This window comes from Mesorhizobium japonicum MAFF 303099 (assembly GCF_000009625.1).
Lineage (GTDB): Bacteria > Pseudomonadota > Alphaproteobacteria > Rhizobiales > Rhizobiaceae > Mesorhizobium > Mesorhizobium japonicum.
In genome coordinates this window covers 4916105-4938427 of the sequence record NC_002678.2, presented here as the reverse complement: position 1 = coordinate 4938427, position 22323 = coordinate 4916105, and the positions used below count along the sequence as shown (strand labels likewise).

Below are 22323 nucleotides of genomic sequence, written 5' to 3'. Positions count from 1 at the left end.
ACCTTCTGCTCTTAGCCGTTGTCAACAACGGAATTGACGCCCACCAACCGAGCTTAGTCGGAAGGCTCAAACGCCGATGTTGCGTGCGATGCTGTCGGCCGCCATGCGCTTGCGCCACTCAAGAGGCCCTGAATTGTGAATGGAGTTTCCATCAACATCGACAGCCATGATCACGGGCATATCCTGCACCTCGAATTCATAGACTGCTTCCATACCCAGGTCTTCGAAGGCAATGAGCCGCGCTGACTTAATTGATTTTGATATCAGGTAGGCAGCCCCACCCACTGCGATGAGATACGGCGTTTTATGTCTTACGATCGACTCGATGGCCGCTCGTCCCCTCTCCGCTTTGCCCACCATCGCGAAAAGCCCGGTTTCGGCGAGCACCTTGTCCGTAAAATCGTCCAAGCGGCTGGAGGTTGTTGGGCCAGCCGGTCCGACGACCTCATCTCGCACGGCGCGGACGGGTCCAACGTAGTATATCACGCGTCCCTGCAGATCGAACGGAAGCGGTTTGCCGGCGTCGATCAGCTCGACCATTCGCTTGTGGGCGGCGTCACGGCCTGTCAGCATCTTTCCGGACAGAAGGAGCGTTTCACCACAGCGCCACGATGCCGTCTCTTCCTTGGTCAACGCATCGAGGTTGACTCTTCGCACGCCGGCTGGACTCAATTCGTCGGTTCCAATGTCGGGCCATTCGCACAAATCGGGCGGCTGCACCCTGATTGGTCCGGAGCCATCCAAGGTAAACTTCAGGTGCCGGTTGGCGGCGCATTGCGGAATGAGCGCCACGGGCTTGGACGCCGCATGGGTAGGATACGTCGCAACCTTGACATCGACGACTGTCGTCAGGCCACCGAGGCCTTGGGCGCCGATGCCCAGCGCGTTAATCCGCTCATAAAGCTCAATCCGCAATGCCTCCTCCGCGCTTGACGGCCCCCTGGCGATTAGTTCCGACATGTCGATGGGCTTGTTCATGGCCTCCTTGGCCAGCAGCATCGCCTTTTCAGCGCTACCACCGATGCCGACGGAGATCAGGCCGGGCGGACACCACCCACTGCCAAGCGTCGATACTGTGTCAATCACCCAGTCGGAAACGGAGGCGCTGGGGTTCAAGGTGGTAAAACGTGCTTTGTTCTCTGACCCGCCGCCTTTTGCGGCAATGGTGATCTCAATCTGGTTACCTTGTACAAGGTCAACGTGGACGACCGCCGGCGTGTTGTCACGAGTATTGACCCGTCCGGCGAGCGGATCGGCAACGATCGAGGCCCGAAGGGGATTGTCCGGGTCGAGATATGCCTGACGGACGCCCTCGTTCACGAGGTCTGCGAAACTGATCGTTGATTTGATGCGGGTTTCCATGCCGACCTTCGCGAAGACGACCACAAGGCCGGTGTCCTGGCAGATCGGCCGCCGCCCGAAGGCCGCCATGCGGGAGTTCAGCAGAATCTGCCCTATTGCGTTCTTCGCCGCTGGACTCTGTTCGCGCGCGTAGGCCTGCGAAAGAGACCGGATATAATCTGGAGGATGGTAGTACGAGATGTACTGAAGGGCGTCGGCCACGCTCCTTGTGATGTCCTTGCCGGCTATGGTCCGTGTTCTATTTCCCACCGGATTTCATCCAAATGAGCTGAGGCCGTTGACCATTTTCAAGATCTGGAAGCTCCGCACTCCCTGCTCGCCTCCTTCATATCCATAGCCGCTCTGTTTGACGCCCCCATAGGGCGCATCCGCGGAAACCCCTTTCAGGTAATTCACACTGACAGCGCCTGCTGAAAGACTGTTGATAAGCTTCTGTTGCGCATCGGCAGCGCCGGTGAAGAAATAGGCGGCCAGGCCGTACTCGGTGGCGTTGGCTTCCTCGATGGCCTCCTCAAGCGTGTCGAACGGCGCCACCGTGAGGATCGGCCCGAACGGCTCTTCATGAAGCACTCTGGCATCCTTTGGCACACCCGTCAGGATGGTTGGCGGCCAGTAAAAGCCCGGTCCGTCGAGGCGGGTTCCACCGGTCTCGATGCGGGCGCCACGATCGACCGCATCCTTGGTCAGACGCTGCATGGCCTCGATTCGCCGCGCATTTGCCATCGGACCCATCTCCGTTGCAGGGTCGTCCGGTGCGCCGATCTTTATCTTGCGGGCCGCATCCGTCATCCGGGACAGGAATTGCTCATAGAGAGACCGAGCGACAAGAATCCTGCTGGGCGCATTGCAACTCTGGCCCGCGCACTCGAACTTGTATTCCGAGATCGCGGGTATGGCCTTTGCCAGGTCGGCATCCTCGCACACAATAACCGGAGAGTGCCCACCGAGTTCAAGAATGCAGCGCTGCAAATTATTCGCGGCGAGCATGGCCAGCTGTTTTCCAACCGCGGTTGAACCGGTGAAAGTCAAGACCTTCACGGTTGGGGAACTCAGGAGATGCCGCGATATATGCACCGGAATACCGAAGACCAGATTGACCACGCCGTCGGGGATGCCTGCTTGGCGCAACGATTCAACGATATGGACAGCCACGCTCGGTGTCTCTTCAGCCCCTTTGAGGATCACCGGGCAGCCTGCCGCCAGCGCGGGGGCGAGCTTGCGCGCGATGAGAACGGCCGGATAGTTCCAAGGCGTAAAGGCAGCAACGACACCGAGCGCCTCCGGGACGATCATCCGGTTCGGGCCCAACGGAATCGAGGCCGACAGCTCTTCAACATTTCTGCCGTTCCATTCCAGCGTTTCGACAGCGCGCGCGTACTCACCTGTCGCTTCGGCAATCGTTTTTCCCTGTTCGGCCGACAGGTCCCGGGCTGCGGCTGCAGCCTTCTCTGCTAGAATCCTTGCGGCTGCTACGAGGATCTCGCCCCGATCTTTGGCTGGCCGCGAGGACCACGCCTTGCGGCTGCGTTCTGCCGAAGCAAGAGCCTCATCCAAGTCCGACACCGTGGCCGAGGCCACCGAGGCAAATACCTTCTCCGTCGCCGGGTTAATCACCGGCAATGTTGCTTTGCTGCCACCGGCTCGCCATTTGCCGTTAATGAAGAGCTCGTAGGTCCTGGCGTCGAACATCGCGTGCTCCACTCAAGTGAATTCTTGCCATACGAGCGCCGTTCGATACCGAACCCGGTAACTCGCCTGAGCCAGTTTCATCGCGAGTGTCGCGCCAGGTCAAATATCGAATATTGCCGAAGTCCATCTGGAATCCAGATCGATCTGATCCTGATGGCCGCAAGAGGTCGTGGCGTTGCCATACAGGTCGAATGGATTGTCAGGCCGCGTCAGGTGCCGCAGCTGCCCAGGCCCGACTCTCAATTAATTCTCTGGCGACCTTGGGGATGAGCTTGCGGACCGCGGAGACGGCCGCAGAACGCTCATCTTTCGGATTTACGGCAAGCACGACGGAACGGGTGATCACCGGATCGACGATTTTGACCGTCCTAACCAGCCCTTGAGATGCCTCTTTTTGAACGGCCGAGGGGGCGAGAATAGAATGGGCTTTTCCCTCTATGACCATGTTGATGATGGTTGAGAGCGAGTCCACTTCAAACTTGACATCCAGCGCGCAGCCGTGTTGTGCGACGACGTCAGCCACCGAACGCCTGACGTTGTTATTGCGCATGGGAACCGCCAACGGGAACGCATGCAGGTCCGCCAGAGATATCGACTCTTCGAAAGGCGGCTCACCTGACGGCACCACCAGACAGAGGTCTTCGCGCGCCAGGACTGTCATTCGCCCCACACTGTCCGCGGTCCGGTAGAGAACTGCCAGATTGAAGCGTCCAGCAGCCATCCACTCCTCCAGCGGTCCCGTCATACCCTCGATCATCTTTAGTGAGACCCTCGGCAGTTCGGCTCTCACTGATTCAAGCAGGGGGCCGCTAAGGACGCGAGCGGCTCCGGACGGAATGCCAATGGTCACCTCCCCGGCAGGGGAAGCGGCTGTGTTGGTCAATTCCGCCTCGGTGAGTCGAATTTCCTTAAGGATGTTCCGCGCGCGCTCAAGCAGCTTGTCTCCAGACGCCGTGACACTAACACCGGTCCTCTCGCGAACCAGCAGCTGTGTCCCGAATCCTTCCTCCAGTTGACGCACATGCAGGCTTAAAGCGCTTTGAGCAACATTGAGGGTCGCAGCTGCCTTCGTGAAACTGCCGGCTTCGACAACGCCGACAAAGTATCTTAACTGCCTGATGTCCACGATGAAGAAATCCACCCGGGGCATGTTTCCCCAGTGCTCTTATATCTATCTCGAAACGAGATGGCAGGCAAGCCACAAAACTGTCCCACTAAAGCGTGTCGCGATTTAAGGGATTCAGGATTGATCGGGATAGGGGGACGCCTCGCGGCGCCGCTCCTCCACACCACAAAGCGCGGGACGTGAGTGGGTACGAAGAGCAGGGATCTCCAGCGAGGCACAGACATCGCGCTTTCGACGGCCGGAAAGGTGTCCTTGATCATGGAGTCGCCTGTGCAATCAATGTTAGCGAACGTGACGGCAGGAGGCTTGCTGAATGGTCTACACGCTGAGATGATCCGGGCAAACAGGCTTTTCGCAAACCGCGAGCGCACTCCCCCTACTCAGACGCGGTCTCCCGCTGACGCGGCTCTTTCGCGCAAAAGCGCCAGAACCTCCTCGCGGACCGCCTCAGTATGGGCGCCAAGAGCCGGAACTGGGCGCAGCGCGGGGTGCTCCGAGTTGAAAATCGCTGCCGGCGCTATCGTCGCGACGGTTCCTTCGGGTGTGCTTACCTCAACCCTGCGAATGTGTGGATGATTTGAAACATCCACCACTTCGTTCAGTCGGCCGTATGCAAGGCCGGCCGTCTCAAGCTCCTGCATCGCTTGGTGGCAGGATAGTTCGGAAAACCGCCGTTCAATGATCTCATCAAGTTGTGCTCGGTGACCGAGACGCTCCATATTATCGGCGAAGCCAGATGCGCGGGTCAGCCCGGGCTGCTTCAGGAACTTCTCGCAAAAATTCACCCATTCGCGGTCGTTCTGAACCGAAAAGATGACCTCTTTGCCGTCGGCGCAACGATAGGCGCCGTATGGAGCAAGCGACGGGTGTTTCACGCCGGCGCGTACCGTGTGGTAGCTGCTATAGTCGTTTTGCAAAACCGGAACATTCATCCAGTCGGCGACGGCATCGAACAGTGACACCTGGATGCCTGTTCCTTCTCCGGTAACCTCGCGGTGGTACAGTGCCTGAAGAATGGCGCTATGTGCCGTCATGCCCGCCGAAATGTCGCAAACCGAGACCCCTACACGCGCGGGACCCTGTTGGTTGCCGGTGATCGCGCATAGACCTGTTTCGGCCTGGACGATGAGATCATAGGCTTTCAAATGGGAATACGGCCCTATGTCCCCGAAACCAGAAATGTCGCAGGTGATCAGCCGCGGAAAACGTCGACGCAGATCCGCAGACGCGAAACCCAGTTTTTGGATACTGCCCGGCTTCAGATTCTGGATAAAGACGTCAGCACTGGCAATGAGCGTGTCCAGGACGGCGCGATCCGCCTCCAACCTCAGGTCCAGACAGACCGACTCCTTACCCCGATTAAGCCAGACGAAATAGGCGCTTTGCCCACGCACCAACTTGTCGTAGTTTCGGGCAAAATCCCCTTCGGGCCTCTCAACCTTGATGACCCGGGCGCCGGCGTCCGCAAGGCGCGACGATGCGTAAGGCGCGGCCACCGCCTGCTCCACGGCTACGACAGTGATCCCCTCAAGAGAGTTCTGCATACAACACCGTGCTTGTCATCAAATTTTTTCGTTTTGGGTCCGACGACGGTTCAGCATCGCCAGCAAGCGGTTCTGTTCGTTCCCAACAATTGAGAATGCCTCGTCGACACCCATTCCAGGCTTTGCAAGCATCATGTCGGCCTGGGTTGCCACGGATACGTGGACGGAAGCTTGGGCGGAGAGATCTGTCTCGGTACAGCTTCCCCCGACATATGCGCCTACCTTATTCGTTTTGCAGAGAAGAACTGCCCGCGCTGTATCGGCAATTGAGCCGACATCGGGGGTCTTGATCTGAACGAGATGCGTGGCCTTCGCTTCGGCAAAGAGCCGGATATCCTCAAACGTATTGCATCTCTCATCCACGACAATGCGCGCGCTGGAACCCCGGTTGTCTAAAATCGATACGATCTTGGCGTAGTTCTCAATTTGAGCTTGCGTCGAACCAAAATCCGCCGGGGACTCGATGTTGAGCGTGAAATCCGGGACGCTATCTGCAACCCTGCAGATAAAGTCGGCGATCCGTTGCGGCTCTAGGCCGATTTCCTCGCCGATCCACCCATACACGTCGAAATGCAGCACCGGATGATATCCTGGACTGCCGATTTGACGCGTACGCGTCACAACCCACTTCACAAACTCCATGAAGGTCTGGCCGTCGACACCGAATTTCTGCCGTGAATTGATCAGACCGTGCGGAAGCACATCCACGGCTTTCAAAATCATCTTGTCGACGTTAAGTTCCCGAGCATCACCACTCTGGCAGTAGATCGGCACCCTGTGCGTTGGCAGCGGTAGGTCAAATTCACTGCATACAATCTCTGCCATTGTCGTACGTTGAAGGTGGGCTGCTGCGCGAAGGAGCGCCTGGCTGACGCCATACTCAATCGCGAGAGGTAACCGCTTGTGTCCGATGGGCTCGAAAACCTTCGCGCAGGCATCGAGGTAGCGAGACACATCGACATCGATAAGCCGAGGCATCACGACCCGCGATGTCAAATCCGAGATTTGAGAAGTTTCAAACAACGCATCGCGCCCACCGGCACCAGAATACTGAACGCTCATCATATCGCCCCAAACGACGGTGTCATCGACAAGGACAAGCCCGATACTTAGCGAATTTGCCGGAACGCGAATGGATTGGAAGGCTGGCGTCGCGGGTTGGCCCACATAGACAAAACCGTCCTGCGTGGCACCTGCTCTTATGGCTGCCTGATCGTCGTAGAAAAACGCGCCGCTTCCTGGCGCGAGGAGTACATCTTTGATCTGCACTTCAGTTCACTCGATTTCTGCCGGACGGTGTTGACGGGCGGATGCGGTTGGTTCCGTTACCTACGAAGTATGTGCCAGTTGGCATTGGGTCCGCCAATATAATGTTCCGGGCTATGTCATCGCGTTTTGAGATGGCCAGTGCCTATTTTTAGGACCGCCGTCGCCTCTCTTGTTTTTGCAACTACAATATGTCTGCTTCGCTCGCTGATCCGGTCCTCATACGTCTAACCGTAGGTCAACCTGCCGAGCCGCAGTAGCCCTCTACGCCGTGCGTAGCCGAGATCAATACGCCCACATGATAAGCGTCTGGATTGCCGAACCAAGCGACATCGGTGAACAATTCCTCGCCAGCCGGTCCCCCGGCTGGCGATTTATATGATTTCACAGACTTGGCTAGGTCGAGGAACTTCTGGCGCGCGATGGAATACGTGTCGGAAAAGCTTTGGGAGATGTCCTGCGGTATCACGTCGCGCATTGTCAGTCCTTAACGATCAACTCGCGGGGCTTTTGGTGAGTGGCTCGTAGCCGTCCTCAGTGACGACGAACGACTGGGTGATCGCAATGCCAGTGTTTTTGAGTCAAAGACCTGCCATCAGCTGGAAGGCCACCCCGGTCGGCTGCGCCTAACACCGCCGGGCATGTTCCGTTTTAATCTCCCGGGTGGTTGACGACGAACATCCGACCTCAACGAGCTAAGGGTCGTGCGAGTATCGCCACTTCTTCGTTGCCTTGGACATACATTGCTGATCGGATGGCAAACACGGTAGATTTCGATTGCGCGCGAATATCGATGGAAGCAGCGGACAGCGAACCCATCGGATGTAGGACGCCTACCACATCTCCCTGCTCTACTTCATCCATCACCGAGCAGCGCGGTTCGAAGATGCCCGGTGAGGGCGATTTCAGCTGGTCGGAGGAAGTTGTTTCCAGTGTTTGGCCGGTCTTCTGCTGACGGAAGGTTGGATACTCGGCCTTGCCCTTGACCAAGCCAAGCGCAATGAGGCCATTGCGCACCCCGGCTTCGTAGATAGTGAGTGCTTCGGCGCTGACTACGCCGCCGCCAAATTCAGTGCAAATGAATGTCTTGCCTTGTCTATGCACCAAAGTATCGAACATTCCATCCGTTTCGTTGTGCTCCCAGAGCAACGTCACCGGCAACTTGAATGCCTTCGAAATGCTGACCGTCTTCGTCATCTGATCGATATCGGCAATAGGGTGTGAGATGATCGACGGTGCACAATCCCAAGTCGGCCCAAAACTGTGCAGATCGAGTACGGTGTCCACCACAGGCAACAATAGACGCGAAATCGCATCTGCGATCCGTTCGCTTACCGAGCCATCCGACCGGCCCGGAAACACTCGGTTGAGATTCTTTCCATCGATTGGCGTATTGCGGGTCCAAGCTTGCACGGCAAGCGGATTGATCTCTGGTACGATAATAATCCTTCCGCACCTCTGCGCTTCAGGAAGCCATTTAACAAGTCGCCGAGCAAGAATCGGCCCCTGCAGTTCATTGCCGTGGTTTCCGCCAGTGATAAGTAGGCTCGGTCCTTCACCTCTATTGCAGCTGAAGACCGGGAGCGAGAGAGCTTCGCAGTCCGCGCCTTTGGGAACAACAAGGTGCCCCGTGCTTACGCCAGGGGTGTCGAGATCAAACGTAAGATGTGGTGCTTCGCTCATTGTTCATCCCTCTTGTACTCAGGCGACCAGGCGCCGGTATGCGTTTTTCCGTTTTTTGAATATGCGCCCAACTGTCTTTAGTGCGCCAATATAATGTTCCGAGCGGTACCATCGCGCTCTTAGATGGCCGCCGCCTGGCATTGCTAGAGGCACTGAACGACTGGCTGGAGCAGCGGTGCCGGGAGCTGTGGCAACAGATTCCCCACGGCCTCAGGCCTGGAACGATCGAGGACATGCGGGCCGAGGAAGCACGGTTCCTGATGCCGATGCCTCGGCTCTTCGACGGCTTCGTCGAATACACCAAGCGGGTCTCTCCGACCTGCCTGGTCCATCTGGAGCGGAACCGCTACAGCGAGCCGGCTTCCTTCGCTAATCGGCCTGTCAGCCTCAGGGTCTATCCGGAACGCATCGTGGGTTGCCGCGGAGGGGTAGCTCATCTGCGAGGCCCGCGTCCTCACGAGCCGCATGCCAATGTCGAGCGCTACGATGCGCTAGCCAAGCCAGGGAGGTGCGCCAGCGTCATGATCCTGCCAGCGGCGCCATCGTCATCATGCTCAGAAGCCTGAAGATGCACGGCACGGCGCAGGCCGTCGCCGAGCTCACCGAACAGGCCGCTCCCGCCTTCGAGGCCGCCATCCCGACCCGTCCCAACTGCCGAAGGCCGAGATGGCAGAACGGGAGGTCAGGTCCACGGCCTATCAGCTCAACGCTGCCCGCTTCCCGCTCTACCGTGACCTGGCCGGCTTCGACTTCGCCAGCAGCGAGATCAACGAAGCGCTCGTGCGCCAGCTCCATCGCTGTGAGTTCATGGACCAGGCTAACAACGTCGTGCTTGTCGGAGGTCCAGGCACCGGAAAGACCCACATCACTACAGCTCTCGGCGTGCGGGCGGTCGAGCATCAGTGCAAGCGTGTCCGCTTCTTCTCCACTGTCGAATTCGTCAACGTGCTCGAACAGGAAGGCCCAAGAGCAGGTCAGATCGCCAACCGGCTCGCCCATTCCGATCTCGTCATCCTCAATGAACTCGGATATCTGCCCTTCAGCGCGTCAGGTGGGGCATTGCTGTTCCATCTGCTGAGCACGCTCTACGGGCGCGCACCAGCGTCGTCATCACCACTAAAATTAATCTCAGCTTCAGCGAGTGGGCTACCGTGACAACGGCGCTGCTCGATCGGCTGACCCATCACTGCCACATCCTGGAGACCGGAAACGACAGGTTCCGCTTCAAAAACAGTTCCGCCCAGGGCCACAGCCAAAAAGAAGGAGAAAGCTGCGCCCTTGACTAAAACCTGAAACCCAAACCATACATGAAGGCGGGTCACTTCTCGGCAAACATCCCGGGTCAGCTCTCAGCGAAAATCAACGCCCCTGTGGACTCACGTCAGTTGAGAAACCCGACGGCGGTAGGCTCCACGGCGTCATGCGAGATTGAACTTGGCGCAGCCGTTTTCACTTTGATACGGCGTGATCTGAACCCCGGAAACTGGACCGTTCAGAATTGGAGTTTTCCGCTGTAATTTCCCGGTTGGGAGAGGAGCGGAGAGCGATGAAGGCATCGAAGTTTTCGGACGCCCAGAAGGCGTTCATTTTGAAGCAGGGAGCGGACGGCATTCCGGTGGCGGAGATCTGCCGCCGCGCGGGGATCAGCCAGGCGACCTACTTCAACTGGAAAAAGAAATATGACGGGCTGCTGCCGACGGAGATGAAGCGACTGAAGCAGCTTGAGGATGAGAACGGCAAGCTCAGGAAGCTGGTCGCCGACCTGTCGCTGGACAAGGAGATGCTGCAGGACGTGATCCGCCGAAAACTGTGAGGCCTGGTCGCAAACGCGAGCTGGTGGCGGATACCTGTACTGAGTGGAACGTGTCGATCCGGCGTGCCTGCCGGGTTCTGGAGTTCGACACATCGACCTATCACTACAAGTCCCGTCGCCGCGATCAGGCCGGCATCGAAGCTCGGATCAAAGACATTTGTGCAACGCGGGTTCGTTATGGCTACCGGCGCGTGCACGTGATGCTCACGCGCGAGGGCTGGGACATCAACATGAAGCGGACCTATCGGATTTACAGGGACTTAGGGCTTCAACTGCGGAACAAGACGCCGAAACGGCGCGTGAAGGCGAAGCTACGAGATGATCGTCAGCCGGCCGTCGAGCCCAACGACGTGTGGGCGATGGACTTCGTTCACGACCAGCTCGCGACCGGCAAGAAGATCCGCGTGCTGACGGTCGTCGATACGTTCTCGCGCTACGTGCCGGTGCTCGACCCGCGCTTCAGTTACCGAGCAGAGGACGGGGTCAGGACGCTGGAACAAGTCTGTCCTCGGATCGGCTATCCGAAGACGATCAGGGTCGATCAGGGCACGGAGTTCGTGTCCCGCGACCTCGATCTGTGGGCCTACACCAAGGGCGTTACGCTCGACTTCTCGCGCCCGGGAAAGCCAACCGACAACGCCTACATCGAAGCTTTCAACGGCCGCTTCAGGGCGGAGTGCCTGAATGCCCACTGGTTCCTGACGCTTGCCGACGCGGCCAAAAAGTTGGAGGATTGGCGCAGATACTACAACGAGGTGCGCCCACATGGTGCAATCGGACACAAGGTCCCGATCTCGTTGATCAATCCCGATGGCGCCACCAGCCCGCCATCGTGAAGCAGCCGGGAAACTCCACCTTCCGGCGGTCCAAAGAACGGTATCGGATCAGAAACGGCCAAGGCTCTAATCGCCGCTGGATGAATGTTCAGTGGCAGGTCAGGCGGGGTTAAACTGGTTTCCCTAGCAAACGAGGCAACCACTTGCGACGTGGCCGTCGGCCTTCAGCTCAAGTAGCAAGTTCCGGGAGCGAGTGGTGATCTCTCGGCCGGGACCGCCACCACGTGAGATAGATGACAATGAGCTGAGCTATTTGATCGTGCGGAGCTGGTCGAGCGCCCAGGCCATGCGAAATGCTCTTTCCTCAGCTACCCCAGGCCCATGTGAAGCGCCGCTGTGGCCGCCGACCATCCGCGTGCGGAAAACCAGCTTGGGATCGCGATCGGCAGCACAGGATCGACGCTGCGCCACATAACGAGCGGGCTGATAATACAGCACCTGGCCGTCATCGAGCGCGGCGTCGACATATGTCGGCGGAAGTGGGCGATCGGCGCTGAGGTTGTAGTAGGGGTCGTAGCTGAGCAGGTACCGATATTCGTTGGCGATGTGGGGATTTCCATACTCCGCCCTCTCCCATAGACCCCACGGCATTGCGGCGTCCATTTCAGTATCCAGGATGTCGGCGAGCGGAACCTCGGCAATCACGGCGCGGAACAAGTCCGGCCGCAAGGCGGCCGTAGCAAGCACAACGCCGCCGCCAGCGCTCGCTCCCTCGATGGCGATCCCGTCGCGGGTGGCGAAGCCCTGCTTAACAAGTCCCTCGGCAGCGGCGATCAGATCTGTGTGGGTAGTGCGTTTTCGTTCAGCCATAGCTGCCTCGTGCGAGGGGCGACCGAGTTCACCGCCACCACGTATGTGAGCCCAACCGAAAGCAACCCCTCGGTCGAGCAGGCTTAAGCGACCAGTCATGAATGAAGGCCAATCCTTGAACGACGGAGATCTTGGTGACCCGTAACACCCGTAGACGCGGAGTACGACCGGCCCAGGGTTAGCCCGGTCGCGACGTGTAACAAGCGAAATCGGTATCTCAACCCCGTCGTCCGCCTCCACCATCACAACCTGCGAGACGTATAAAGCAGGGTCAAACCCCGGTATGTGGGCCCGGCACAAGGTCACCGAACGGTCGTCGGCGAGATCATGCTCGACGAAGGTGTCGGGTGTCACAAACGAGCTAATTGAGTAAACCAACTTGGAGCTTCGGAACAAATGCCGTGGCACCGAATGCGTCCCCCCTGCTGACGAGCCGACCTTAAGGGTGCAGCTCGACTCCTCGGGATCGATCGTGGTTCCAACACGCCCGCTTCTGTCACGTGCGACCAGGCGAGGACGCAGGCCTTCTCGTTCCAGCACAACCAAGTGCTTCTCGAAGATGTGCACTTCTTCGAGTGTCGCGCCTTCACGATGGGGGATTACCTCCTCCCAAGACGAAGGTGACGGGTCATCTATCGGCGCACACACGAGCCGGCAATACGGTCCAGCGTCGTTCACTCGAAACAGGAAACTATCGCCCCAATGCTCTGCATAAATCTCGTGTCCGTTTCCCCGCTTCACAATCCGACGCCAGTTGCCTCCCGGCTCGTCGGCAGGAAGACACCACACCTCTTCAGCACCGAAATGAGCGGGAAAAGAGGAATGGCCCGAGAAAGCAGTCACGTCGAGGAACAACCAGGCGCCACTATCAGAACGGCGAACCTGAACTTTTAATTGCTCATTGCTTTCCTCAAATACTACCTCAGAAATCCCGGTTGCTATATTCAGGCGGACAAGCTCCTGACATTGTTGTCGGCTGGGTCGCTCGCTCGTGAAAAACAAAGTGTTACCATCCGCGGCCCAAGCCACCATCGCAACCTTCTTCGATCCCTGCCAGACCTCTTGGCCGGTCTTCATGTCCCGAACCCTAAGCTCGTAATTCTCGTTCCCAATGACATCGAAGCTGAAGGCCACGTAACGCCCGTCGTCACACGGTTCGAACACACCGAGTGAGTAGAAGACCTCCGCACCGGGAATCGCGTTCGGGTCAAGAACTTGTTCCTCCGAGCCGCCAGTTACTGGGCGACGCCACCAGGCCGGATGAGCCAAGTTCGGCTCGCGCCTTTGGAAGTACTCGAAAGGCCCAACTTGCAACGCTGGTGAAGTGTACTCGCGAGGCTGACGCCCTTCGATCTCGGCGATGATCTCCGCCTTAAGCGCTGAAAGGTGAGCTGTCGCTTGCTCTGTGTAGCTGTTCTCGGCTTCCAGATACGCGCCGACATCGGGATTCTCTCGGTCGCGAAACCAACGATACGAATCGATCGTGACGTCGTCGTGAAAAACTCTGATCCGAGACTCGGCACGAGGAAGCGGTGGCTGCAGGCGTATGTTCCGCATCAGAAGACCCTCGTCTGAAAAGTCGCAGCAATCAGCAAACAATATAGTTTGTGCATTAGTATTCCCTCCAGAGAGACAGCGTGGGAAGCCCCTCATCTCTCTATAGTTCGAATTTCCATCATTATTTTGTCTGCATCGCCTTCAACGCAAGTAATCCTTCCTATTGGACAGACAGAAAACGCACAGGCTAGCATCCTGACGGTTCTTAACAATTGTCCACCTTTCTCCCTTGCCTTGCTACCGATCAGATTTGCAGCTCATCTCAGAATTAACAAGCATAGAGTGAAGACCCCCGCCATCGAGAATCCAGATAGCCAGTCCTCGCCGGTGTCCGACAGGGTTCACGCGTGCGAAGAATGCCTATGGTTCTAGGCCGAAGTGCTTTGGCAAAGGCGTTTAATGCTGACGAGAACCTCATCGGGGATTTCGTTACAGAGCCGTCAGCATTCACTTCGCCAGCACGCGGACATATGCCGCAGCCCGACTTCGATGACCGGCGGCTCCTCCACCTTGCAGCGGTCAAAGACAAGCGGGCAACGCGGATGGAAACGACAGCCCTTCGGCACGCGCGCGGCGCTTGGAACCTCACCCTGCAGGGCCGGCATCTCGGCACGACCTGCATTGCCGCCGACCTGCGGGGTGGCGTTGCGCAAGGCGATGGTATAGGGATGACGGGGGTTGAATGTGATCTCGTCAGCACTACCGATCTCGACCAATTTCCCAAGATATAAAACGGCAATTCTGTCGGCGATCAACCAGGCGAGCGGCAGGTCGTGGGTAATGAACAGTAGTGCCATATTATGCTTATCGCGTAAGTCAATCAGGACCTGAAGAATCTGCGCGCGTATCGAGACATCGAGCATCGACACAGGTTCGTCAGCAACGATGAGCTCTGGCTTCACGGCAAGCGCACCGGCAATAACGACCCGCTGGCGCTGCCCGCCAGATAGTTCGTGTGGGAACCGGGAGAAGAAATCACCGGGGGGATTGAGCCCGGCGGCCGCAAGCGCTTCGCGCACCCGCTCGGCGAGTTGAGTGACGTTGTCGACCAGCCGCAGTGAGCGCAATGGCTCCGCCACGATATCAAATACGGTGTGTCGCGGGTTGAGTGCCTGATAAGCGTCCTGGAAGATCATCTGCACGCGATGCCGATAAGGACGCAGGGCCGAGGAGCCTCGCTCCGCGGTCATGTCGCGGCCTTCGAACAACAGCTTGCCGCCTGTTGGCTGAGCAAGCTTGGTGATGACACGGCCCACCGTCGTCTTGCCACTTCCCGATTCCCCGACCAGGGCGACGATCTCACCCCGTCCGATGTTGAGGTCGATTCCGTCCACCGCGCGCACGGCGCCTGCAGGTCGACCCAGGACTCGGTCGAACAGCCCGCCCTGGATAGGAAAATGGACCTGCAGGCTCTCAAGGCGCAGGATGTCGATGGTGTCAGGCATGGACTGCAACCTTGTCTTCTTGCGAGGACCGGTGAAGGTGACAGGCGACGCGTCCCCGCCCGACCTTATCGAGGCTGGGGACTTCGGTCGCGCAAACCGCCATGGCCGACGGGCAACGTGGATGGAAGGCGCAGCCTGAGGGTCGATTCACCAGGTTGGGCGGATCACCCGGTATTGGCCGGATCATCTTTTTGCCGTTCGCCGGGTTCGGGATCGAGTCGATCAGTAGTCTGGTGTACGGGTGCTTAGGTTGGGCGAAGATCTCAGCAACTGTTCCGTCCTCGACGATGCGGCCGGAATACATGATCAACACGCGATCACAAGCCTCGGCCACCACAGAAAGATCGTGGGTGATCAAGATCAGGGCAAGGTTGAGTTGCGATCGCAACTCCCCGAGCAGTTTGAGGATCTGAGCCTGGGTAATGACGTCCAGCGCCGTGGTCGGCTCATCGCCAATGACGATCGAGGGGCGGCACGCCAGCGCCATGGCAATCATCACCCTTTGGCGCATACCGCCCGACAACTCATGCGGATAGGCGGAACCGCGATCCGTCGGAATGCCAACGAGTTCAAGCAGCTCCCGTGCCCGCGCAGTTGCCTCGCCCCGCGACATACCGAGCTTCAGCATGCAGGGCTCGGCGATCTGCTTGATGATGCGGTGTACGGGGTTGAGCGCATTCATTGCACCCTGGAAGACAACGGACGTTTCGCTCCAGCGATGTGGCCGCATCGCCGCATCGTCATCGATCGGCAGTCGCTCTCCGCGATACCGTACTTCGCCCTCGCTGACCCGCGCGTTGGGAGATAGCAGACCCGCGATCGCCATTGCAGTCGTGGTCTTCCCGCTGCCAGATTCTCCGACGAGGCCTACAGCCTCTCCGGCCCGGAGCGCGAAGGTCACATTGTCGATCGCTCGCAATGAAACGCCCTTGAGCCCATAGTCGACAGCGAGACCGTCGACTTCCAAAACCGACGGCTTGTCTCGAGAGGAGTTTGTCATGGAATAACCCTCCGCCGTGGGTTGAACGTGTCGTCGAGGGCGTTGCCAATCAGGACGAAGCTAAGGGAAACCGAAAGCACGCACACTCCGGGGGCACCGAGGTACCACCACGCTCCGGCGCTAGCGGCTCCAGCGCGTTGAGCGAGCGACAGCAAAGTGCCCCATGAAGGCTGCAACGGATCGCCAAGCCCGAGGAACGAGAGCGACGTCTCGACATAGATTGCTCCGGCGACGACCAGGGCACCATTGGCAGCGATTTGCGGCACGAGATTGGGAAGAATATGCCGCACCATGATGCTGAAATTGCTGCTGCCCACAACGCGCGCACGATCAATGAATGTTCGCTCCTTAAGCGACAGTGTCTGACTGCGAACGATGCGCGCGACGAACGCCCAGCTTGTCATGCCGATAACGACAAGGATCACAAAAAGAGAAGGACGAAAGCCGAGGATGTCTCCCCCGCGCCCCATCACCTCGAGAACCACAGGGGTGATGACCAGTGCCAGCACGAAGGACGGCATGACAAAAAAGAAATCCGTCAGGCGCATCAGCCAGACGTCAACCCTGCCACCGTAGTAGCCAGCGGTGATACCAACCGCAGTGCCGACGACGAGGCTGATCACGGTCGCCAGCAGCGCGATCGTAAGCGAGATCCGGGCACCATGGACGACCATATTGAGCACGTCCCGCCCCACCTCGTCGGTCCCTAGCAGATGCTGGCTTGATGGTGGCGCGAGGAAATCGCCCGTTGCGTTGATTGCAGTCTGGAGCGGTCCCACAAGGGTATTTGGGGCGGCAGCCAGCACAAGAAAGAAGACCAGACATACGACGCCCGCCTGAGCCCCGCCGTGGCCAAGAAATTGACGCAGAAAGTCTTTTATCGCTCGCGCCCGGCCTCGCGGGGAAGGTCGAACTGTACTTTCGCTCATTGGCGGACTCGCGGATCAAGAAGGCCATAGGCGAGATCAGCTACGAGGTTTGCAACAACGATCGACGCACCAAGCAACAGGAAAATGCCTTGAAGGATAGGGTAGTCCCGTGCATTCAGCGCTTCCACAGTCAGTCCTCCGATGCCCGGCCAGGCGAATACGGCTTCGACGGTGATAGCACCGGCGACCACGTAGCCAAGATTAAGGGCAATCAGGGTTACGACCGGTAGCATTGCATTGCGAAATGCATGACGCATGAGCATCTGACCATTGGTCAGCCCTTTAGCCCGCGCAGTCACCATGTAATCCTCAGTAACAACGTCGCTCATTGCGGCACGTGCGACCACGACGTATTGGCCAATGAGTCCGAGAGCCACCGCGGTGACCGGAAGCGCGAGATGCCTGAGGTGATCAAGTAACGAGTCAACAAAACTGATGGTTCCTCCGGGTGAATATGCACCGTAGCCCGGAAGCCAGCCCAAAGATGTACTGAAGATCACTACCAGGATCATAGCCACCCAGAAAGAAGGCGTCGAGTAGAGCAGCAGAGAGGTTCCGGTGGCAAGATTGTCTAGTGTTCCTCCTCGGCGCCAGCCCGCATAGATGCCAAGCATCACCCCAATAACAATTGCTGTTAACTGAGCAATCCCGACCAAGATGATAGTGGCTGGCAAGTGCTCCAAAATCAGGTCGGCGACATGCCTGCCCCTGAATTTGAAGCTGTAGCCCAAATCGCCCCGGACAGTTGCCGACAGGTAGTCGACCAACTGGTCCGGAAACAGCGGCCGATCGAGGCCCCAGTTCTGGCGCTGCGCCTCGATCTGCTCAGCGGTCACGCTGGTACGCGCACCGCCAAGCAGAAGCTTGGCAGGATCACCTGGAATGACTCGGAACAGGATGAAGTTAAGTATCGCCACCATCAGAAGCGTCACAATCGCCCTTATGATGATGCGTCCAATATGCCGGCTCGTCCCGCCTCCGTTCACGGCGTTGGCGCCGGCTTCAGGCGATCAAACGGGAAATAGCCCCACATCGACACCGCGTCGTTCGTCCCCCAACCTTGGAAGCAGTCCTTTCGATGGGCTTCGAGCAGGAAGGGGTAACAGAGCATGATGTAGGGCGCTTCGATGTAAATCAAGCGCGACGCTTGATCGACTAATTCCCGACTCTTCTTGAGGTCAACGGTGACGTCGGCTTCCGACAGCAGCTTGTCGAACTTGTCGTTCTTCCAGTAAGATGTGTTGCTGGTGCCGATGAGCTTACTGTTGCCCAAGCTGAGCAGGTCGTGAGCCGATGGACCCAGCCAGCCTGCGCTGACGAGCAGATCCCACCCGCCGCCGCCATCCGCCGGAGCTGCAGTGCGGGCCGCGAGCGCGCCGGAGTCGAGCTGAGTTACGGTGACAGGTATGCCAATTTGCTCTAGCCAGCCCGCGATAAGCTGTATGGCCGCGGTCGGTATTTCAAGAACACCCGACGTGGTCCCTGTGATCAGTTCCAGCTGGAACGGGTTTCCATCCCGGTCCTCACGGAGACCGTCGCCGTTGGTATCCCGATAGCCGGCGGCATCAAGTCGCCGCCCTGCCTCGGCTAGATCGAAATGGCGCCTGATCTCACTCAGTTCGGAGTAGTAATCGGCCGTCACCGGCATGGCCAGTCCGACGCCAGGGTCGGCGTGGCCGCGGAAGGCTCGATCGACGATGGTCTTCTGGTCGATCGCGTAGCCGATCGCATCGCGAAACGCCGGATCCTGGAGCGCCTTGGTGCTGCCTGCACCCTTCCCGGAGAGCGTATTGAAGGCCAGATAATTCCGCTGCTCGATGCGCGATTCTCCTACAGCGATGGCAGGATCATTCGACAGCTCCTCCCACTGGGCAGCAGTTAAGCTCATTCCGTAATCAAGATCGCCGCTCTTCAACCCCTGAGCGATAGGATCGGCAGAATTGAAGAAGCGGTAGGTCATGCCGGCCGTCGCCGGTCGCCCCGCGCGGAAGTACTTGTTAGGCGTGAGACTGGCAAACTGTCCGGGTTGAAATTCTGAAACGATCATAGGCCCGGTTCCCACCAGCGGCGGCTTGTTTTGGAAGGTGCTGCGGGCTTCGGCGTAAGATACGTCCTTCCAGATGTGCTCGGGAACCATCAATGTGTAGTTGTCGACAGGCCAACGAGTGCGGCTCTTGGTCACGATTTGCAGGGTCTCGTCATCCAGTGCCGCAATGGACTCGATGTTCTCCAAGCCACCCGTATTATTATAGCCAACGTTCAGTTCGTCCGGCTTGCCGATGGATCCCCGCAAATAGTTATAAGTGAACGCAGCGTCCCGCGCCGTCGCAGGCTGGCCGTCAGACCACTTCATGCTAGGCCAAATCTTGAATGTCCACGTGAGGTTGTCTTTGGCAACGGACCATGATTTGGCAAATCCCCTCCGATCGTCGTGGCGCTGGGCGTCCACGCCGACCAGAGCGTCATAGGTGAAGTACATGGGCCAGGACGAACTCCAAGTGGCAAAGGGATTCATCGTGTCGGGTGCGGCAATTCCGGCGATACGCACGATGCCATCGGCGCAAGATGAGCCGGCAAGCGCCTCCAAATTCATGACCAAAGGTGCAGCCGATGCCAAAAGCATTGCTTTCGCTACGGCGCGGCGACTGAGTGGCCACTTGTTCATAGTTTCTCCCCTCAAATTATATGTGTCTAATCGCATTTGGAACAGGCTGGCGACGCGACACGCGTGTCATCCCTGAACCAAAAAGCGGCGGTTTCCCTGTAGCGCTTCCATTGGAGTTGCCGTTGCTTGATCCCACAAGGATATTTTTTATATTGCAACAATCTGGAATCCAGATAGTTGCCCGTCGCTCCGAGGCCAAAGTGGGTGCCGCCTGCGGGCCTTCAGCACCCGTAGGCGGCGGGAGGGGGTAGCTGGTCAATTCTGCCTTTGAGTGTTCTAGCAAGATCTTATTCGCCCTTTCCGCAAATCTTGACAGTGTGCGGTCCAAACGGGCGGTGGAGCTCGGCGGACACGCCACTAGTGAGCAGGCTTTTGAGACTGCGGAAGCGGTCCGATCTATAGGCTGGAAATCGCGCGCAATGGATGATTTGCCGCACTCCGCACCTCAAGATCCACGTGCCCTGTAAGGAGGAGTGGCAAGACTTTTAGGACTCTGCTTTGGTTTTGTTGCAGAGGGCTGCATGGAGACGCAGGAGGATCGTAGCGGGTCAGGCGCTGAATGACGAACTGTTTGGCCAGCGTGCGGAGAGCCCCGAGGATCCCCACATGGTTCGGATCGATTGCACAGGAGGGGCTCATCGCTCAGGGGACGGCTGGGGTATGTTCGCCCTCGCCATCGAAAGATGTCCCAGGCGGCTTTCGATGGCATATGCCGCTGCAAGAACGGTGGTGTCGGAATAACGCGCACCGACCAATTGTAGCCCGACGGGGAGCCCTTGATCATCCAGTCCTGATGGAAGGGACGCTGCTGGTTGCTGAGTCAGGTTGAAGGGATAGGTGAAGGGCGTCCAGTCCACCCACCCCGTGAAACTATCGTCTGGCTCATTTCGCCCGACTGGGAACGGGGCGATAGGCATCGTCGGTGTGACCAGGAAGTCATAATCTTCGTGAAACTTCGCCATGAGAGCCGAAAGTTCGAACCGCATCGCCTCAGCTTCCTGAAATTCGGTAAGCGTAATCGTCAGACCGCGTTCGGCACCTTCCAGAAAGCCGGGATCTAAAAGTTGTCTTTGCTTTTTGTTCATTCGCGACAGAATACGGGCGGCGCCGGCGAACCAAAATGTCTCAAATATCTTGACCGGATTTGCGAATCCCGGATTGACTTCGACCACCTCTGCTTCAAGAGCCCGAAGTTGGTCGACCGCAATATCGGTGACTCTTTCGATGTCGTGAGCCACCTTCACATACCCAAGGTCTCGACTGTAGCCGATGCGCAGACCCTTGAGGGTTTTTGCTGGATTGACCTCAAGGCCGGGATAGGGCGGTCCAGCGTAGCCGTCGCGAGCATCCTTTCGTGCGATGACATTCATCATCAGGATCGCATCCGCGGCCGTGCGGGTCATCGGCCCCAAATGAGACAGCGTGGTCATAGCGCTAGCGGGCCATTGCGGAACGATGCCGAAGGTCGGCTTGAAGCCGAAGGTTCCTGTGAAGCTCGCTGGTATCCGGATTGATCCCCCACCGTCGCTACCTTGGTGAAGAAAGCCGAGGTTGAGGGCCGCCGCAACTGCTGCGCCGCCAGAGGAGCCGCCTGGCGTCAGTTCAGGATTCCAAGGGTTGCGGGTGATGCCGTAGAGGGGGCTGTCTGTAACACCTTTCCAGCCAAACTCCGGAGTGGTTGTCTTGCCAAGGATAACGGCACCGGCCTCGCGAATGCGCGCTGTAACGGGCGCGTCGTCTGTCCAGGGTCCCTCGGCGCTGCTCGACAGTGATCCACGCCTTGTCGGCCAGTCCCGCGTCAAGGTTAGATCTTTGATGGTGACCGGGACGCCATCGAGAACTCCGGCGGGCTCCCCCTTCATCCAACGCCCCTCCGAAGCCCGGGCAGCAGACCTAGCCCGCTGGTGATCGACGAGGCAAAATGCGTTTAGCATGGGGTTGTTTGCGTCGATCCGGCTGAGACAGTCATCGACGACTTCAACGGGCGAGAGCTGCCGCCTTTGGTATAGCTTCAGGCATTCGCATGCCGTCAGACCCTCAAGAGAGGTTGGCACGGATGAACGACTCTTCATTATACAAGGTCCGCTATATTCAGTTCTTCGGGCATAAAGTGCGAGCTATTGTTGATTCGGTCGCGGTCTTCCCGACCTTGTTGTGCTGCATTGACGTCGCCTATTGCATCTATATTTGGCCAAGCGGCAGCTCGCATCAAATTCAGTTTGTGTATCATGGTCATCTCGCAACGATACGGCTGGAAGCCGTGAGTGCCGTGGCCCGCTTCATGGCCACCCTGATACGAATGGCCCGCATTTTCCAGTTATGTACAAGTTCAGCAACTTGGTTGGCGCTAATGCGGCCGCGACCGGTAAAGCAAGAAATTGGAGCAGTTCAGCGATCGAGCATCTTAAAGTATCGCCATTCTTGCCGCTGTCCTAAAGAGGGATTCGGCCATTGGGGACTTCTGATTTCTATTTCTGAAGTCCGAGCAACCTAGAAGTATGTGACATTAGCTTGCAGCTCCCGGACGCGTATCGTTTGGTCAGCCGACCTCAGTTCATGGTGCGGCGCGAACAATGCAGAAAGCCTTGAGCCCTATCA

16 protein-coding genes and 2 pseudogenes are annotated in these 22323 nt (G+C 58.2%); 4 read left to right on the top strand and 14 right to left on the bottom strand.

What is annotated here, in order from left to right:
* Nucleotides 1-66: 66 nt before the first annotated feature.
* The 7 genes from MAFF_RS24960 to MAFF_RS24930 all read right to left on the bottom strand — a co-directional run bounded on the left by MAFF_RS24960 (nt 67) and on the right by MAFF_RS24930 (nt 8670).
* On the bottom strand, nt 67-1611 hold the full coding sequence (locus tag MAFF_RS24960) for a fumarate hydratase (RefSeq protein ID WP_010913765.1): 1545 nt from the start codon (nt 1609-1611) through the stop codon (nt 67-69).
* A 6-nt stretch (nt 1612-1617) separates the two neighbouring features.
* Entirely contained in the window at nt 1618-3051 is a 1434-nt protein-coding gene (locus MAFF_RS24955) for an NAD-dependent succinate-semialdehyde dehydrogenase (RefSeq protein WP_044549091.1), read from the bottom strand.
* A 199-nt stretch (nt 3052-3250) separates the two neighbouring features.
* Nucleotides 3251-4177: a LysR family transcriptional regulator gene (locus tag MAFF_RS24950; protein ID WP_044551259.1), complete on the bottom strand. Its 927-nt coding sequence runs from the start codon at nt 4175-4177 to the stop codon at nt 3251-3253.
* Between the two features lie 380 nt (nt 4178-4557).
* Nucleotides 4558-5721: a CaiB/BaiF CoA transferase family protein gene (locus MAFF_RS24945; protein WP_010913762.1), complete on the bottom strand. Its 1164-nt coding sequence runs from the start codon at nt 5719-5721 to the stop codon at nt 4558-4560.
* 18 nt (nt 5722-5739) lie between these two features.
* On the bottom strand, nt 5740-6990 hold the full coding sequence (locus MAFF_RS24940) for a methylaspartate ammonia-lyase (protein ID WP_010913761.1): 1251 nt from the start codon (nt 6988-6990) through the stop codon (nt 5740-5742).
* A 235-nt stretch (nt 6991-7225) separates the two neighbouring features.
* Nucleotides 7226-7465, bottom strand: a complete 240-nt coding sequence (locus MAFF_RS24935; RefSeq protein WP_010913760.1) for a DUF2817 domain-containing protein — start codon at nt 7463-7465, stop codon at nt 7226-7228.
* Nucleotides 7466-7674: 209 nt separating this feature from the next.
* Nucleotides 7675-8670 (bottom strand): succinylglutamate desuccinylase/aspartoacylase family protein, encoded by a 996-nt coding sequence (locus MAFF_RS24930; RefSeq protein ID WP_010913759.1) that lies wholly within the window; start codon nt 8668-8670, stop codon nt 7675-7677.
* Nucleotides 8671-8813: 143 nt separating this feature from the next.
* On the opposite strand from MAFF_RS24930, the pseudogene MAFF_RS38135 reads away from it, so the two are divergent.
* The 3 genes and pseudogenes from MAFF_RS38135 to MAFF_RS24910 all read left to right on the top strand — a co-directional run.
* Nucleotides 8814-9083: pseudogene (locus tag MAFF_RS38135) on the top strand (Mu transposase domain-containing protein); the annotation flags it as partial.
* Nucleotides 9084-9220: 137 nt separating this feature from the next.
* Nucleotides 9221-9956, top strand: a pseudogene (gene istB / locus MAFF_RS38130) (IS21-like element helper ATPase IstB).
* 260 nt (nt 9957-10216) lie between these two features.
* A protein-coding gene (locus MAFF_RS24910; protein ID WP_157866070.1) for an IS3 family transposase occupies nt 10217-11319 on the top strand; the annotation gives its coding sequence in 2 pieces (ribosomal slippage) (nt 10217-10478 and nt 10478-11319; 1104 coding nt in all).
* A 249-nt stretch (nt 11320-11568) separates the two neighbouring features.
* Here the strand turns inward: MAFF_RS24910 and MAFF_RS24905 are convergent.
* From MAFF_RS24905 to MAFF_RS24875, 7 genes are all read right to left on the bottom strand, one after another.
* Complete coding sequence (locus tag MAFF_RS24905) at nt 11569-13686, bottom strand: prolyl oligopeptidase family serine peptidase (RefSeq protein ID WP_010913755.1); 2118 nt, start codon at nt 13684-13686, stop codon at nt 11569-11571.
* A gap of 440 nt (nt 13687-14126) precedes the next feature.
* A complete protein-coding gene (locus MAFF_RS24900; protein ID WP_010913754.1) occupies nt 14127-15131 on the bottom strand; it encodes an ABC transporter ATP-binding protein in 1005 nt (334 codons plus the stop codon).
* Nucleotides 15124-16131 carry an ABC transporter ATP-binding protein gene (locus tag MAFF_RS24895; protein WP_010913753.1) on the bottom strand — a complete coding sequence of 336 codons (1008 nt, stop codon included), beginning with the start codon at nt 16129-16131 and terminating at the stop codon, nt 15124-15126. Before MAFF_RS24895 ends, MAFF_RS24900 begins: the two co-directional genes overlap by 8 nt.
* Nucleotides 16128-17060, bottom strand: a complete 933-nt coding sequence (locus MAFF_RS24890) for an ABC transporter permease (protein WP_010913752.1) — start codon at nt 17058-17060, stop codon at nt 16128-16130. The genes MAFF_RS24895 and MAFF_RS24890 overlap by 4 nt, the downstream gene beginning before the upstream one ends.
* Nucleotides 17057-18046 carry an ABC transporter permease gene (locus tag MAFF_RS24885; RefSeq protein ID WP_010913751.1) on the bottom strand — a complete coding sequence of 330 codons (990 nt, stop codon included), beginning with the start codon at nt 18044-18046 and terminating at the stop codon, nt 17057-17059. Before MAFF_RS24885 ends, MAFF_RS24890 begins: the two co-directional genes overlap by 4 nt.
* On the bottom strand, nt 18043-19725 hold the full coding sequence (locus tag MAFF_RS24880) for an ABC transporter substrate-binding protein (protein WP_044549084.1): 1683 nt from the start codon (nt 19723-19725) through the stop codon (nt 18043-18045). Before MAFF_RS24880 ends, MAFF_RS24885 begins: the two co-directional genes overlap by 4 nt.
* A 635-nt stretch (nt 19726-20360) precedes the next feature.
* The gene (locus MAFF_RS24875; protein WP_010913749.1) at nt 20361-21797 is read right to left on the bottom strand and encodes an amidase; all 1437 of its coding nucleotides are present in this window, start codon (nt 21795-21797) and stop codon (nt 20361-20363) included.
* Here MAFF_RS24875 and MAFF_RS39290 point away from each other — a divergent pair.
* Entirely contained in the window at nt 21782-22219 is a 438-nt protein-coding gene (locus MAFF_RS39290) for a hypothetical protein (RefSeq protein WP_157866069.1), read from the top strand. The two genes, MAFF_RS24875 and MAFF_RS39290, sit on opposite strands and share 16 nt — an antisense overlap.
* Nucleotides 22220-22323: the final 104 nt, after the last annotated feature.